Annotated in this window: 13 protein-coding genes; 3 read left to right on the top strand and 10 right to left on the bottom strand. The window is 59.7% G+C overall.

All coding sequences use genetic code 11. The annotated features are described in order from the left end of the window. Nucleotides 1–155 precede the first annotated feature (155 nt). Nucleotides 156–857, bottom strand: coding sequence for a LuxR C-terminal-related transcriptional regulator (locus JQC81_RS26585; protein WP_203274809.1), 702 nt, complete (start codon nt 855–857; stop codon nt 156–158). Nucleotides 858–1,094: 237 nt separating this feature from the next. On the opposite strand from JQC81_RS26585, the gene JQC81_RS26580 reads away from it, so the two are divergent. Beyond that, nucleotides 1,095–2,060, top strand: coding sequence for an IS481 family transposase (locus tag JQC81_RS26580; RefSeq protein ID WP_203274808.1), 966 nt, complete (start codon nt 1,095–1,097; stop codon nt 2,058–2,060). 82 nt (nt 2,061–2,142) lie between these two features. On the opposite strand, the gene JQC81_RS26575 is transcribed toward JQC81_RS26580, so the two are convergent. The 9 genes from JQC81_RS26575 to JQC81_RS26540 form a co-directional block, all read right to left on the bottom strand. Next, on the bottom strand, nt 2,143–4,176 hold the full coding sequence (locus JQC81_RS26575; protein ID WP_203274807.1) for an Ig-like domain-containing protein: 2,034 nt from the start codon (nt 4,174–4,176) through the stop codon (nt 2,143–2,145). Nucleotides 4,177–5,201: 1,025 nt separating this feature from the next. Beyond that, on the bottom strand, nt 5,202–5,981 hold the full coding sequence (locus JQC81_RS26570) for a L,D-transpeptidase (RefSeq protein WP_203274806.1): 780 nt from the start codon (nt 5,979–5,981) through the stop codon (nt 5,202–5,204). Between the two features lie 168 nt (nt 5,982–6,149). Further along, on the bottom strand, nt 6,150–6,746 hold the full coding sequence (locus tag JQC81_RS26565) for a lytic transglycosylase domain-containing protein (protein WP_246520682.1): 597 nt from the start codon (nt 6,744–6,746) through the stop codon (nt 6,150–6,152). 335 nt (nt 6,747–7,081) lie between these two features. After that, nucleotides 7,082–7,309, bottom strand: coding sequence for a hypothetical protein (locus JQC81_RS26560; protein WP_203274804.1), 228 nt, complete (start codon nt 7,307–7,309; stop codon nt 7,082–7,084). A gap of 1,410 nt (nt 7,310–8,719) precedes the next feature. Further along, nucleotides 8,720–9,475: a GGDEF domain-containing protein gene (locus JQC81_RS26555; RefSeq protein ID WP_203274803.1), complete on the bottom strand. Its 756-nt coding sequence runs from the start codon at nt 9,473–9,475 to the stop codon at nt 8,720–8,722. A 657-nt stretch (nt 9,476–10,132) separates the two neighbouring features. Then, nucleotides 10,133–10,879 (bottom strand): IS21-like element helper ATPase IstB, encoded by a 747-nt coding sequence (gene istB, locus JQC81_RS26550; RefSeq protein WP_203274802.1) that lies wholly within the window; start codon nt 10,877–10,879, stop codon nt 10,133–10,135. 13 nt (nt 10,880–10,892) lie between these two features. Next, complete coding sequence (istA, locus tag JQC81_RS26545) at nt 10,893–12,230, bottom strand: IS21 family transposase (RefSeq protein ID WP_312887588.1); 1,338 nt, start codon at nt 12,228–12,230, stop codon at nt 10,893–10,895. 42 nt (nt 12,231–12,272) lie between these two features. Next, entirely contained in the window at nt 12,273–12,431 is a 159-nt protein-coding gene (locus JQC81_RS34180) for a helix-turn-helix domain-containing protein (RefSeq protein ID WP_312887587.1), read from the bottom strand. Nucleotides 12,432–13,801: 1,370 nt separating this feature from the next. After that, a complete protein-coding gene (locus tag JQC81_RS26540) occupies nt 13,802–14,560 on the bottom strand; it encodes a lytic transglycosylase domain-containing protein (RefSeq protein WP_203274801.1) in 759 nt (252 codons plus the stop codon). A 27-nt stretch (nt 14,561–14,587) separates the two neighbouring features. On the opposite strand from JQC81_RS26540, the gene JQC81_RS26535 reads away from it, so the two are divergent. After that, nucleotides 14,588–14,869, top strand: a complete 282-nt coding sequence (locus JQC81_RS26535) for a hypothetical protein (protein WP_203274800.1) — start codon at nt 14,588–14,590, stop codon at nt 14,867–14,869. Nucleotides 14,870–14,950: 81 nt separating this feature from the next. Beyond that, nucleotides 14,951–15,220, top strand: coding sequence for a hypothetical protein (locus JQC81_RS26530; RefSeq protein WP_203274799.1), 270 nt, complete (start codon nt 14,951–14,953; stop codon nt 15,218–15,220). Nucleotides 15,221–15,258 lie beyond the last annotated feature (38 nt).

The following is a 15,258-nucleotide window of genomic DNA, read 5'->3' as shown; positions in this document are numbered from 1 at the left end:
TGGACCGTTCCGCAGGCGCGCTACCGCTCCATACGCAAGGCTCATATCCCACACCGCATCCCTGACGCTCACCTCAGCTCTTATTCACCTGGCGCATTGTGCCAAGACGGCATTGTTTGATGCTCCAAGCCACCAGCCTTCTTTATCCTTCTCTATCAAGCGCTGAGGAGCGTCAGCTTGCGGCTCCGGTAAGGCCGGGCGCCGGCAACGGCGGCAGCAGCGCGATTGTTCACACCGAAATACCGGAAGATCGCCGCCATGTGGATCTTCACGGTCCCCTCCCCTACACCAAGAGACAGAGCAATCTCCTTGTTGGTCTTGCCTTGAGTAAGGAGGTCCAGCACTTCCTGCTGGCGGGGCGTCAACGGGCTCGCCGCCTCTGGTGCGGGTTCAGATGGAACAGCATCGCGTTGAGTGAGAGTGAGGCCTTCTGAAGGCTCGGACGAGATATCCGCCAACACGTTCGGAACGTAAATTCCACCATCGAGGACAGTTTTGACCGCAGAGATCAGATCCGCAAAGCTGAAAGTTTTCAGCATGTACCCGTGCACGCCGGCCTCCAGCGCCAGCAAGATGTCGCGGCGCGCACTTGATTTGGAATTCACCGTGACGCGAACCTGCGGGAAACACTCCCGGATGGCCCTGACGTTCGACGGCGCCCTCATACCTGGCATCGAGATGTCCAACAGAACGATCGAGATATGCGGGTTGTCGCTCAGGTGCTCGAGAGCTTCATCGAGGGCGCCCGCCTCAAGGACGTCGGCAAACCCGAGCTGACGCATAAGGATTGCGCTCACCGCCGTGCGGAAATACGGGTCTTCATCGGCAATGAGACCAATGAGTTTCGGCGCCCCCATAATACCCCTCAAGCTCAGGACCACAGTAGACAATCACAGCTCAACTGACAGTCGGCATTAATACTACTAGCCGTGCCGACGTTATAAAGCCTATTTCGTAAATATGTCGATAACAGTGGCTATCCTGGACTGTTTGGTAGCGGAACGTTGTTGGGATCGGGTGCGTTGGGCGATTGAGAACTATACGTGGCGCTTCGATGGCTCGCGGCGCCCGCCGCGGGCCTGGTGGAGGATCTGATGCACTCCCTTCATCCGCAAGCTCGCACCACCCCTGCTGTCCGCCAGGAGATCGCCCGCTCGAGCGAGCCCACCGGCGTGCTGGCCCAGCGCTTCAGCGTCAGCACCGAAACGATCCGCAAGTGGCGCAAACGCGGGGCGCAGGACTGCCAGGACCATTCCAGCCGGCCGCACAAGCTGCCGTGGAAGGCCACGGACGAGGAGCGGGCGATCGTCTGCGCCCTGCGCCAGGCCACTGGCTTTCCGCTCGATGACCTTACCTTTGTGATCACGCACTTCCTGCCGCATCTCAACCGCGATGCGGTCTACCGCATCCTCAAAGCCGAGGGGCTGGGACGATTACCACCGGCCGAGCAGCGCCAGCGCCGGAGCGGCACGTTCAAGGACTATGACCTCGGCTTCATCCACATGGACATCAAGCACCTGCCCAAGCTGCAGACCGCCAACGGCGAGCGCCGCAAGCGCTTCCTGTATGTGGCCATCGACCGCTGCTCGCGTTGGGTGCACCTGGCCATCCACGATGACGAGACGGCGGAAAGCGCGATCGCCTTCCTCAAACAGGCGATCAGCGCGTTCCCCTTCAAAATCACGCACGTGCTCACGGATCGGGGATCCTGCTTCACCGCCGATGGCTTTGAGGACGCCTGCCGCAAACTGAAAGTGCAGCACCGGATCACCAAGCCGTACACGCCGCAAACCAATGGTCTGGCCGAGCGCTTCAACGGCCGGGTGCAGCGTGAGGTGCTGGGGATTACGATCTACAGCCATCGCGAGCTTGAGATCCTGCTCAAAGGCTTCAACCAGGCCTACAACAGGAGACGTCAACGCGTGCTCAAGGGTGCCTCACCCGAGCAGGTTGTGCACCGGCGCTTGGCCGCCAAGCCGAAGCTGGCCAACCGCCGCTTCAAGCCGCCAGCCCTCCAGGTCGTCGCTGCCGCCGAGGAGGTCTCGCATCCAGACAGCTAAACCAGATCGTAGTATTCTTGATGAGAACAGGCCCGCCGAACAAGCAGGCCTGTAGTCTTCTCTTACTCCTCGGATCGCGCAACTATACTGTGAAATAGTCCCCCAAGAGGATTGTTCCCGCGTAACTACCGGTATTTGTGTTGCTTAGTTGCAAATAGTAACTTCCTTCCTGGAGGTTATTTGCGATCAACTCATATTGCGCATCTGATGTCGTTCCCCTGACTAATGTTCCCTCCCCCGAACCGGTCTTGCTGTAGAACAGCTGCACGCTTGTGCCACTCGGGAGCGTCGTCATATCAACGCGCAGGTCATTGGCCGTCGAGGTTACGTTATTGAAGAATATGTACGCATCCTGATCTCCACTATTTTTGAACGTACCAGATATCTGCTCTGAACCATCGGTCAGGTTGATTTCCAGTCCGTTGGAGAAGTTTCCGCCAGCGTCACCGGTTTCCACTGTACTGCCGCTAACAGTCCAGCTGTACTTGGCCGGAGTCGCATCAATATTACCTGCTGTGTCGATTGCTCGAACAGATACTGTGTGTGTACCAACGGCCAAGTTGTTGAACGAGAAGGCATCGTCATCGTCGAGTGTCCACGATCCGCCATCCAGCTGGTACTCGTACTTCACACCCGTCTCTGGGGACGACGTACCAACATTGAATGATGCGGACGACCCAGTCACGTTCGTTGAGTCGAAGATCGTATCAGGAGGTGTGGTGTCCACCGAGTACGACTTGGTGGCCGTTGCGGTGGTGCTGTTGCCCGCTGCATCCGCGGTGGTGACGCTGGCATCCACGACCTTGTCGCCATCGGCGACCAGGGCGCTGCCGGCCACGTTGATGCTGAACGTACCCCCAGTCTGCACCTGGCCGGTGTACTGGATGCCGTTCACCGTCAGGATGACCGTGTCGCCCACCTTCACATCGCCGCCCACCGAGCCGCTGACCGCAACCTGTCCGTTGGCCTCGTTTGCGTTGACGATGTTGTCGAGCGTGATCGACGCCACCGTCACACTGGCGGCCGGAGGTGTGGTGTCGAGGGTGATGGAGTCCCCGGCATCCGAAGCGGTGTTGCCCGCCTCGTCCTTCACGTTGAGAACCGAGCTGATCGGACCGTCCGCGAGCGTGGACAGGTTGGCCGTGCCGGCCGAGGCCAGCACCGTCACCGTCTTGCCGTTGACGTCGGTGAAGGTCACCGTCGCGTCCGCATCCGCCACGTCGGCGTCAATGCCCGAAACCGTGAACGCAACCGCCGTCTTCTCGGACCCGCCAATCGTCGTGTCCGTGATCGAGAGCGTCGGGGTCGCAATCTGGGTGTCGAGGGTGATGGAGTCCCCGGCATCCGAAGCGGTGTTGCCCGCCTCGTCCTTCACGTTGAGAACCGAGCTGATCGGACCGTCCGCGAGCGTGGACAGGTTGGCCGTGCCGGCCGAGGCCAGCACCGTCACCGTCTTGCCGTTGACGTCGGTGAAGGTCACCGTCGCGTCCGCATCCGCCACGTCGGCGTCAATGCCCGAAACCGTGAACGCAACCGCCGTCTTCTCGGCGTTGTTGGTCACGAGGTTGGCGGGCGCGATGTTGAGCGCCAGGTCGGCGCCCACGTCCGCCGAGGTGTCATAAGGATTAATGGCTACCCACGTGCCATTCCTGTAGTAGCCGATCTCCAGCTTCTCGACAGTCGAGACAGTCAAATTGACTGATGCAAACGTAAAGGAGCCACCGGTGATCTGGCCGTCTTTGGTGTAGGTTGCCTTTGACAGGTAATCAAGAAATTTCAGGACGTCAGTGCGAAGAGTAAGGTTACTTTGCCAGTCAGCGGCAGAAATCTCGATCCGGAGAGTATCTTTCCCTGCATCACCGGCATAAACGTCAACAGCCGAGGGTGTAGCAAGATAATCAACGTAGCGCCAAATCAGGGTGTCATCACCGGCTCCGCCAATCAGCTTGTCGCTGCCAGAGCCGCCGTCCAATGTGTCATCGCCCGAACCACCACTCAGGAGGTCATTGCCTGCGCCGGCAATAATAGAGTCATTTCCAGCGCCACCGTTCAGCTGATCATCGCTAGCCCCACCCACGATGGTATCGTTGCCAGAAGTACCGTTGCTCGTCGCCATAATAGAAGCTCTTTCAGTGTTGGGTGCATCAGAGATGTCACGCCGAATCTTTTGATAAATCTCGAGTTCTTTGGAACTTAGCCTAAGGTTTCACTGCCCAGCTGACGCTTCAATCGAAAGATGATACCCGGATTGGCACATCGGACGCTTTCGAAGGCCAACGCTGTTCTTCATGTGGCAGGAATATTAATTGGGTTCTATATACCAGAGGATATATGCCCGAGACCCGTGGTCGGGCCCACTGCGCCGCCTAGGAAGCGGGAACCACCCAGAGGCCCTCGCTGGACACCTGTCCCTAGGCAGTATTCCACAGCGCCGCTCATGGGCGATTCTTGAATAGGCGTTTCCGCAACCATACTGGCCCCATATGCAATCAGTCACACGAGTGGTGTCCCGTGTGCGTGAGCTTCTCACTTGTGACAAAGGAGACGGCTTTCGCCGAGGTCGCTCTCTCAGACAGCAGGACTTTCGTCCTGTACCCCTTGAGCAACCTGCCCTGCCTTTTTTGCATAAACCGCTGTGACGCGGGCCTGACAGTTAGCTGTTAGAAATAGCTTTAATGTCCTATGAACCAAAAAGGAATATACCTCTTCGGTGGTAGCCCCTAAACCGTGGCCGGATTATCGGGATTGAGCAGAAGACCAGGCGCTGTCCGACGGATCTGACCAACGCGGAATGGGAGCAGATCAAGCCACTGCTGCTACCGGCCGAATTGACTAGGCGCAAGGGCGATGTCTATCTGCGGGAGACCCTGACCGCCACCATATGGCGTTTTTGGGCGGGGTTGGCACATGCTGCCAAAGGACTGTCTGCCCTGACAGACTGTGTACTGGTGATTGAGCAGCTTTGTCCGACGGCTTCTGTTCCGGACCATCCATGATGTAGCCCTGATGATCGGCACGAACGGCAGGGCCGCGAGGTGAAGCCCTCGGCCAAACAATCGACGGCTCGACGATTATGGTGCCAGGCGCCGCGGCACTGATACCAGCATACAGTTCCAGGTCGCCAGATGGCCTATTATCTCGTCAGAATACATCCTCATCCAGGATGTTTTCGTCCGCACCAGACCTGCCGCGGCGGCTTCCATCCACTTTCACGACAGCTCCAACTGGCACGCGGTTATAAAGGTCATACACATCCTCATTCAAAAGCCGGATGCAGCCGCTGGAGACGGCCTGCCCAATGGTGTTCGGCTCATTGGTGCCGTGAATGCGATAAAGGGTGTCTCGCTCACCCTGGTACAGATAAAGAGCCCGTGCCCCCAGCGGGTTATCCCACCCACCGTCCATGGACGCGGGCAGATCAGGGCGGCGGCGCAGCATCTCAGCCGGCGGTCGCCAGGACGGCCACTTCGCCTTGCGCTTGACCTCCGCCGTGCCTGACCACTCAAAGCCCTGCCGCCCAACCCCGATCCCGTACCGGCGGGCTGTTTGGTTCTCCTGCACCAGGTAGAGAAACCGCTCCCGGGGCCTGATGATGATGGTCCCCGCCGGCTCTGATCCGGCATACCTCACGGTGTGGGGCCGCCACCGGGGATGGATGAGTCCCGGATCCACCACCGGGATTGGGAAGGGCTGATCGGGAATCGTCCCGACATACCAGCCCTCATCAGACCCATACGGGCCGTACGGAGAGGAGCGCCCTCCCTCTTGCCCAAAATCGAACAGATCAGAATTGAGGTCATGCCCTTCGTCCAGGCCGAACGGCAGTCCTTCAATCCCTCCAGAGCGGCGAGAGCGGGCTACTGCCGGGTGCACGAGAAGAAGGGAGCCGAGTGCCCCAAGGAGTACGCGTCTGGAAATCATGGAATGGAGGCTCCTGTCGTCCGGCCTCGGTTCATGGCAAAGGCCGCATCAAGTCAAGGCTGGGACAAGCGAGCGACGGACGCAGCATACGTGCACGATAGCCTCAATCGTTGCCTCTCCCTTAGACTTCCCATCCGGCGGATGTCCAGGCTGCACGTCCCAAGGGCCCTACCTCTTGGCTGCAACGGAAATCCGGCTCCAGGCCTCGGCAATCCGCGCGCGGTGGGCAGCCAACAAGGCGCCGGAGGATCGAACCGAAATGATCTTCGGTCCGCCCTCAACTTTCGCCGTGTTCGGGACGCTCCCCGCCAAACGAACGGGGGACGTCGTGGAGTCAGATAATGGGTCTGCACCGCCCCCCGGGGACCACCCGATGGCGGCAAGATGCACCCGCGCTCTGCGGCAGTACTCGACACTGAGAGGGCTCATGCTGTCCTCGCCGTGACCGGCCCGGTACTTCATCAGCGCTCGGCAGAGGTCTCCGCCAGCCAACCGCCAGGCCTTGGCAAGATAAGCCACCCCATAGCGGATATTCGTCTCCGGGTTGGCCAGCTCAGCATTCGTGCCTTTGAACCCCAGCATTGCAGCGGTGGCAGGACGAACCTGCATGAGCCCAACCTCACCAACTGTGCCAACCGCCGCGGGATTGTAGCCACTTTCGATCCGCACCACCGCATCAGCAACGGCCGGTGGAAGTCCGTGGGAGACCGCCTCACGTCTGACGACCTCAAGGTAGAGGGGACGGCGGGGGAATTCTTTCAGCAAGACCCCATCCTGGAGAGGGAGAGAAGCAAGTTCCTGCCCCTGAACGCTTCCAGAGTAAGCTACTCCAAGACAAACAAGAGCAGGTGTCAGTATGACCCACCAGGCAGAATTCAATTTGAACATTGCACCCCAAACTTGGCCCAAGACCAGTCTGGAGCAGAAAGGTTTAAGACCTGGTATTCTTCTGAACTGGCGCTCGGACGCTTCCATCAAGGCATTGTCGCTGCCCCAACACCCTTGAAGACCCGCTCCCGCCCTAGTGGGATTTCTTTTGCTTGCGAGACAAAGAAAAGCGCCCCGATGTGGCAGGGCGCTTGAACCAAAGATCGGTGCCTTTAGCCTAGAAGCCAATCGGGAACGTTGGCTTGGGACGGAAGATCCGAGAGGTCCGGAAGATGCGCCGTGGCTTGTTCGGGAAGTTCAACGCTGCCGGGGCCATTGCCGCTGAAGTCAGGCAGTTCTGGGAGCGTCGGCAGGTCGGGCAAGTCAGGAAGCTTCGCGTGAGAAGACGCTTTTCCGAACACGAAAGCATCGAGGTCACTGAGGGCACTTGGACGTGGCATGAATATCTCCCCAACCATCACAGGATGAGATAATCGTAAGTCCTCCGATAAGAATATCTACTTACCCGCAAGGACTACCTCGCCGCGCCGGGTAGCAGGGACCATTAGAAACGCCCCGGCTCATCGCCGAGGCGCTTCAAGCTTAGGGGTCAAGCTGGCCTTGGCCTTTCAGCCTTGGGCAAGGAGAACATGCCTGATTCATCTAGGCTTGGCTATGGCGGAAACGCTCTTCCTCAACCATTTGTTAACCCTACAGGCGCGACTATGGCGTTGCCGCACCTCCAGGTGGACCGGTACTCTTCCACAAAGCAGGCGTGGATGCGCAGCCTCACCTGCTTTGAGGTGCTGCGCCTTGTGCCCAAGCTGTGTTCTCATGAAAAACTCGCCGACCGGACAGTCGAGGGCGCATGCTGATTTGCGATATCATGCACGTGAATGAAAGCAAGGTAGAGAGCACTTCATTAACAAACTCTAAGCATCCTTTCCTCAGGTCACCTTTGCGCAAAGGTGACCTAACCCCTGCTAAAACCCTACTCCCGCCCGGGCAGTCATTTTCCTCCTTTACAGGAAAAGTAGAATGTTCACTCACAAGCAGATCTGGGCAGCCATTGACGCGGTTGCTGGAACCCGGGGATTATCGGTATCCGCTCTGGCCAAAAAAGCTGGCTTGAATGCCTCCGCTCTTAATCCCTCGAAGCGGGTTGGCGCTGATGGTCACATGCGATGGCCATCAACTGAAACCCTCTCGAGGGTCCTCATGGCCGCGGGTATAGACCTTAAAGGATTTGCGGATATCGTAGACAGGATGTCAGATTAGAGAACACTTGCCCTCAGTCGCTTGTCCACCATTTCCGATCATCAGATGCGATGACGAGACGAGACGAGCCGGAACCAATCTCCCTGATTGGGGTCGACTGTGCGCTGACCATCCTCAGCATAGAGCCTTGCCCTGGTGCGGGGGGACACCACCAAGCATATCCTCGGCGTGAGTTGACCGCGAACAGACACGGCAATCTGCCAGTGCCGCTTGATCTGCAGACCGTAGGCGGGTGGGTGGTCTGGCTTTGTCATCAGGTTTCTCCGCGCCTCCCTCGCGGCTGTTTTTCTTATATGCCGTTCGACCGCACCTTCATTCACCTAAAGCAGCTACCATGAGCGCCACGGGCTTACAGACCCACAGCTAACCATCTCTCAGTGGAGTTGCGCTTCAGACGTCTTGAGCACCGGAGAATTGTTGACGAGCATTGCAACCTCGGAAGCGGCTCATCTGGTTGCAAAGTGCGTCGATCGCGTCGCGGGAGCCTGATGAAGGATGGGCTGAGGGAGATCCCCTGCCCTTACAAATCTTCCGCTATGAGCCCCTTACCTGACCAATGCCTCTGGGCCTGACAGTGCCAACAGCCGACATCTCTACGCCGTGAGAGGCCAGTAGCGGCTGGCGCCCGCGAGGCGGTAAAGCCCCTTACCGGCTCTCTTGGCTTCATAGCTTGCTTCGTCCGCGGCACGCAGCAGAACCTCTCCGTCACCACATTCAGGAGCAAGAGCGATGCCGACAGAGACGTTGATGCCAATTGTACGCCCTTCAATGCAATAGGGTACGCTGACCTCGGCAATGAGGCGCTCGGCCAAACTCACGGCGACCTCTCGCTCTGGAACCGGCACTTGCAGCACTGCGAACTCGTCGCCCCCAAGCCTGGCGACCACATCGCCCTCACGGATCGTAAGGCGCATCCGATCGGCAATCTGGCGAAGAAGTTCATCGCCTATGGCGTGGCCATAGGCATCGTTTATGTGTTTGAACCCATCAAGATCCAAGGCGAAGAGCGCGTACTTCTGACCGTAGCGGTTCAGGTGCTCGGAAGCCTCGGATAGGCACTCGCGGAAGGCGGCCCGGTTCGGAAGCCCTGTGAGATCATCATGTGCGGCGCGGTGAGTGAGACTGCGCTGTGCCCGATGCAGAGCCACGATGGTCTGATCCCCATGACGGCATGCCTCGATATGGCTGTACCCGTACAGCACGAGCAAACCACCGACAACCTTGTAGCTTGTGTCGGGATGCAGCAGACAGCCAGCAGCAAAGGCAGCCAGGACGATGCTGCCAGTGCTGATCGGGATCCATGCTCGGCAGGCGACCCGCGTTGACGATTGCCCAGCGCAGGTTGCCATCGTGAGCCCAAGGCAGAGCAACTGCACCCCAGGGTCATTTCCCGAGAGGGCCCGAAACGACATACCCGCGACAACGGCTGCCATCAGGAGCGAGCCTGATCCGTAGGCGCACTCCCATCGCCTTGCGGCTGAGGATGGGAGAGCTTTGTGAGCGCCAGACCAATGAAAGGCTGCGAGGAGCCCTAGCCGGGTCGCCGCCATGCCGATCGACAGCCAAGCCAGCAGCCAGTCCCAACCAGATTCTGTGCGCCAAGCCATCAGCCAAGCGCCGACGACAACCCCCGTCGTCACCGAGGCAACCTGAGGTAGGGCTGTATAGAGCAGCCGCACGAGGTCGGCGTGAATGGGATTAGAGTGAAGGGAACGGAAGATGTGGCTTTCGTTAGGCATATAGCCCTCTACAAAAGATGAGGAAATTTTGCCTTAAATTAGAAATGCGAAAGCGCAGGGATCTCCGCTCCCTACCCTCAACATTTGCTAAACTGCAGCCGAATGGTAAAGCTTCTGTGCGGATTCCGACGAAGCCGTCCACTTCCTCCAATCTGAAGCCGTCCAGGCATTCCGATTTCAAGCCGTCCATGGTTCCGAGGTGAAGGCGTCCACCTTGGTGCCGATATCCGGGTCGGTGATGGATGGTGGTTTAGGGGTTTGTCCTGGTCAAGCGTCGAGTTCGGCGCGGTGGGTCTTTCGCAGGCTCTCGCCTGTGAGATTGATGCGATAGGCGTTGTGGACGACCCGGTCGAGGATGGCGTCGGCAAGGGTCGGAATGCTGCCGATCATCTCGTACCATTTCTCGACCGGCACCTGACTGGTGATCAGGAGCGAGCCGGCATCGTAGCGGTCCTCAACGATCTCGAGCAGGTCGCGCTGCTGCTCGCCGGTGAGCGGCTCAGGGCCCCAATCGTCCAGCACCAGCAGTTTGGCCCGAGCAATCGTGCGCAACAGGCGAGAGTAGCGGCCGTCGTTGCGGGCGAGCTCGAGCGCCGCAAACAGGCGCGGCACGCGGTGATACAGAACCGAGAGATCATCCCGACAGGCGCGGTGTGCGAGGGCGCAGGCGAGCCAACTCTTGCCGACCCCGCACGGTCCGGTGATCAGAAGATTGCGCCGCTCCCGGATCCAGTCGCAGGATGCCAGCTTGAGAAAGAGCGCTCGGTCGAGACCGCGGGCGGTCCGGAAGTCGACATCCTCGACGCTGGCGGGATGACGCAGTTTGGCCGCCTTGGCGCGAGCCTCGAAGCGCTTCTGCCGGCGTTGCGTCACCTCGTGATCGAGGATCAGGCCGAGCCATTCCGCATGGCCGAGCGCATCGGCCTCAGGGGTGGCGCTGAGCGCCTTGAACCCCTTGGCCATACCGTGCAGGCCAAGGTCATGGAGCTGGTCGAGGGTGGGATGGGTCAACATGGTCGGTCTCCTGTTAGTGGAAATACCCCGGTCCGCGGACATTGGGGTGGGTGATGACGGGAGTGTCGGCGGCCTTGGCGGGAGCGCGGTCGCGGTAGGTGTCGAGGAGCGAGACGATGCTCTTGTAGGTCAGCGCCCGGATCGTCAGAGCCCGTTCGGCGACTGCCTCGACGCGCTCCTTCGGGATGCCGCGCATGTGCTGGAGTACGCCAATGCAGGTGCGAAAGCCCTGCTCAGGGTGACGCCGCGCGGCCAGGATCGCCGCAATCAGCATCTCGGTGTTCGGGCCGATCGCGGCGGCCCAGGAGCGGAAGCGCTCGGGCGACCAGGCGGCATAGCGGCGATGCGAGCTCGGCATGTGCTCGGCACTTGTGCCATGCGCCCGTCCGGCGTAACGCCGCGCGTGGGCAGCGACGCGTCCACCCTTGTGAAAGGCTTCGACGGTGCGCTGGGTCACCCGCACGTCGACCTGCTGGCCGATGAGGCCAAACGGCACCGAATAGAAGAAACCCTCAACCTCGATGTGATAGTCGAGCCCGACCCGGGCGAGCTGCCATTGCGCGAAGACGTAGTCCTCCGCCGGCAGTGGTGCGAGAACCGGCTTCTCGATGGTCTCGAACAACTGTCGCCGGCTGACGCCGAGACGACGCATGGGCACGCTGTTCATGCGCTCGACAGCCTCAGCGATCGCCGCGTTGGCTTCCTGGAGCGAGAAGAAGGTGCGGTTACGCAGGCGGCCGAGAATATAGAATTGGGCAAAGCGGACGCCGGACTCAACTTTTGCCTTATCCTTCGGGCGACGTGGTCGGGCTGGCAGAATGCCGACCTCGTAATGGGCCGCCATCTTGCCGTAGCTGCGGTTGATCTCGGGATCGTAGAACGAGGCCTTGTGGACGCCGCTCTTCAGGTTGTCCGGGACGATGAGCTTGGTCACGCCGCCATGAAACCGGAACATCCGCACATGGGCCTCAATCCAATCCGGCAGGGTCTGGGTCCAGGTGGCTTCGGCATAGGTCAGGTTGGAGGCGCCGAGCACGGCGACGAAGATCTCGGCGTGGCGGATCTCGCCGGTGAGCGGATCGACGATGGGCAGCTTCTTGCCGGAATAATCGACGAACACCTTGTCGCCGGCGACGTGATGCTGGCGCATGGTCGGCGTCAGGCGGCGCTCGAAGGAGCGGAACAGGTCGCAGAACCGCGAGTAGCCGTAGCCGCTGGGATGGTCCGCCAGGTACTCCTCGTGCAGGATGGCGATGCTGACGCCCGGCCGCTTCAACTCGTGCACCAGACTTGCCCAATCCGGCTCGGGACGACGTCGCGTGCCGATCCGGGCGCCCGCCCGGGCGAACAGCGTCTCCTCCAGGGCCGCATCGGTCAGGTCCTCTGGCAGCGGCTAGGCCAGCCCGGCCGCCTTGGCCCGCTTGATCGCGTCTCGCACGGTGGAGCGCGCCGCGCCAACGGTCCGGCCGATCTCCCGATCGCTGGTCCCGCTCGCATGAAGACGCAGAACTTGCCGCATCTGTCGCATGGTCATCTCTCTGTTTGCCGGCATCGCGTTCCTCTCTGTGGAGAGGTCGAAATGCCCCAATCGGATGACCCGGTGCAGCACGGTTCTTCCGCCTGATCCCTGGACGGGATCAAATCGGAGAGGTGGACGACTTCAAATCGGTACACATGGACGGATTGCGTCGGAATCTGCAGCTTCTGTGAACTCGCATCAGCCGGATGGTCCGATACCGGCAGTGCGATCCTGATCGCTGGACATGAGAGAAATTCATGCGCTCGAGCTCCCGAGGCGCGCCTTGCTGGTTCTTCGGCAGTGGACTCATGACTGCGGATCCAGATTCGGGCTGACGCGCGCTTGATAGCGGCCAGAAACTTCTCCGGGGTCGAGCCGTATCAGGTGGTAAGGTCGCAGAATTCTCTGAGCTTTGTGAAGAAGCGATTGACCAGATTTCCACAGCTACGGCGGCAAAGACATCAAGATAGCTTCGGATTGGACGCATAGAAAACCGATGACGGGGCTACGGCAATGCTGTTTAGAGGAGCGAGAGCCAACCTCCCCTGTAGGGCATCAACCATGAGCTTCCCCTGATCGCTACGAAGCCATGCCTCGGCACTGGCGCGGGAGGGGAACTCTGCAGGGCATATCTTCGGCGTGAGCTTTCCGCGAATAGGAACCACAATTCGCCACTGCCTCTTGATCTGCACAGCATAAGCCGGTGGGTGATCTTGCCTCTTCATAAGGCTCTCCGGTTTCAATCGGATAGGCCAGAGTACTTCCCCAGACCTTTCCAGATTGCTAACCGACAGCTGCCCACCTGACCTGCAGCATACGAGAAGGTCAGCGTTAACTGCTTGCTAACCATACTGCCGCAGCTTGCGCCCCTATTGGGGCGGATCGGCAGATGCACTATGAGCCATCCGCCGCTCTGGCCAAGAAGCACTGCCTTTTAAACTCAGCGGGATTGCAGCCAATGGAGATCATGTGGAGGTTGACCCACGAGGATGCTCAGCCCAAGCCGGACTTTACAGCGTTCGAAAGTGGCAAAGCCATCGGGCGGGTCTGCCAGATTGAGGACGGCCCTGTTCGGGGACTATGGCTTTGGACGATGACGGCTGCCCAGTCTGCATTGCCCTCTGATCACCCGACCTGCGGCAGAGCAGCCGAGGGAGGCAAGGCCGGGCGCTGTCTGATTGAGGCGTATCAAGCGCTCCTTGCGCATCTTCCCACGCGATCGACATCAGGCAATAAAGTTGGCCTTCGGCGGTAGGGATGAGCGGAAGCCGAGAGCGATCCTGGGCAACGAGCAATGCCAAGGCATCATGATCGGCACCGCGGCCCGGGGTGGATGTCGTCGACCTAGCTAGACCTCTTAGATCCTGTAGTGTCTTCCCGCTCAAGAGCGATTAGCCCTTTCTTCATCTGCTCCGCATGATTGAGATGCGGTTCCAGGCGTCTGCAATGCGGGCACGGTTGGCGGCCAACAGAGCACTCGATGATCGCACAGAGACGATCTTCGGCCCTTGAGTCACCGGCGTCTCCTTAGGCCTGGCATCAGGAACAGAGATGGCAGATGCCATGCGAACGGATGACTTCTTCGGCCTAGGCAACGGGTCTGCGCTTGCGTTCGCAGACACAGACCAGCCGAGGGCGGCCAGATGCACCTTCGCCCGGCGGCAATACTCGGCACTCAACGGCGTCATGGTCTCCTCGCCGTGGCCGGCCCGGTACTTCATCAGAGCGCGGCAAATATCCCCGCCTGCCAGACGCCACGCCTTAGCCAGATAGGCCACGCCATAGCGGATGTTGTCCTCGGGCTGCGCGAGTTCCGCATTGCTCCCCTTGAAGCCCAGCATGGCGGCCGTGGTGGGGCGAACCTGCATAAGCCCGATCTCACCGACCCCGCCGACAGCGGATGGATTGTAACCGCTCTCGATCCGGACCACTGCATCCGCGATGCCAGGCGGCAGTCCATGGCTGGCAGCCTCCCGCTTAATGATCTCCTGGTAAAGCGAGCGGCGGGGGAACTCCTTGAGGAGAGGCGTGTCGTCCAATGGCGCCGGCACTGCCGCATCCGGCGCAGCGAGCGCCCCAGCCTGAGCAGGCACCGTGGGCTGGAACGCAGCGCCGAGCAGTGCCAGCATCACAGGCGCTAGGAGAAATTGTGATCTGATCATGTTGCCCCTATCTGACCCGAAGCCAGAGTGGCACAGAAGAGCCTTTGCCTCGCCGAGACAAATAATCTCAGCAGACAGAAGAAAATGGGGCAGCTCTTCCGTTGTGGCGGCGTGGCGCGCCCGAATAACCGCACGTATAGCTTGGCTATTGTTGCTGTGCAGTTGCTGTCTTCTGAGAACCTACAACTAGGAATATCTGCTAAGTTCTTCATGCAAAGCCTGGTTAAACAGCAAGGCCTCTGTTTCATAAAAGTAACAGCCGTCTCTCTTTATCAGCAGGTCGGGCACTTCTCAGCAATCCCTGCATGACAAAACAAGCAGTCAGCGTAATCTAGTCCTCTGGCACGCCAGAGGCGGCCCGAAGCAAAACATCAAATATGACGGGCAAGAATGCTTCAACGAACAGAACACATCCCTTTGGAATTTCAGGGGCAGCGTGACACACTCGAGCGCCTGATCGAACAGGTTCAGAATCCCCTTCCCGCTGACAACTTCACCCTCGCCGAGGCCGCCACAGCCCTGATCGAAGCCAGCCTTGCGCGGGGATGGATCTACTCGGCCGAGCTGCGGGAGCTGATCGCGGGCATGGATCACCGGCTGGCCGGCTTTACTATCGACGAACTAAGGTCTGTGGGGATTCACATGAGGTTGGGCTTATGATTCAAGCTCTTGATGGATCGCTATGTCTTGACGGACGC

This window comes from Microvirga arabica (assembly GCF_016811235.1).
GTDB classification, from domain to species: domain Bacteria; phylum Pseudomonadota; class Alphaproteobacteria; order Rhizobiales; family Beijerinckiaceae; genus Microvirga; species Microvirga arabica.
This window is presented reverse-complemented; position numbering and strand designations above follow the sequence as displayed.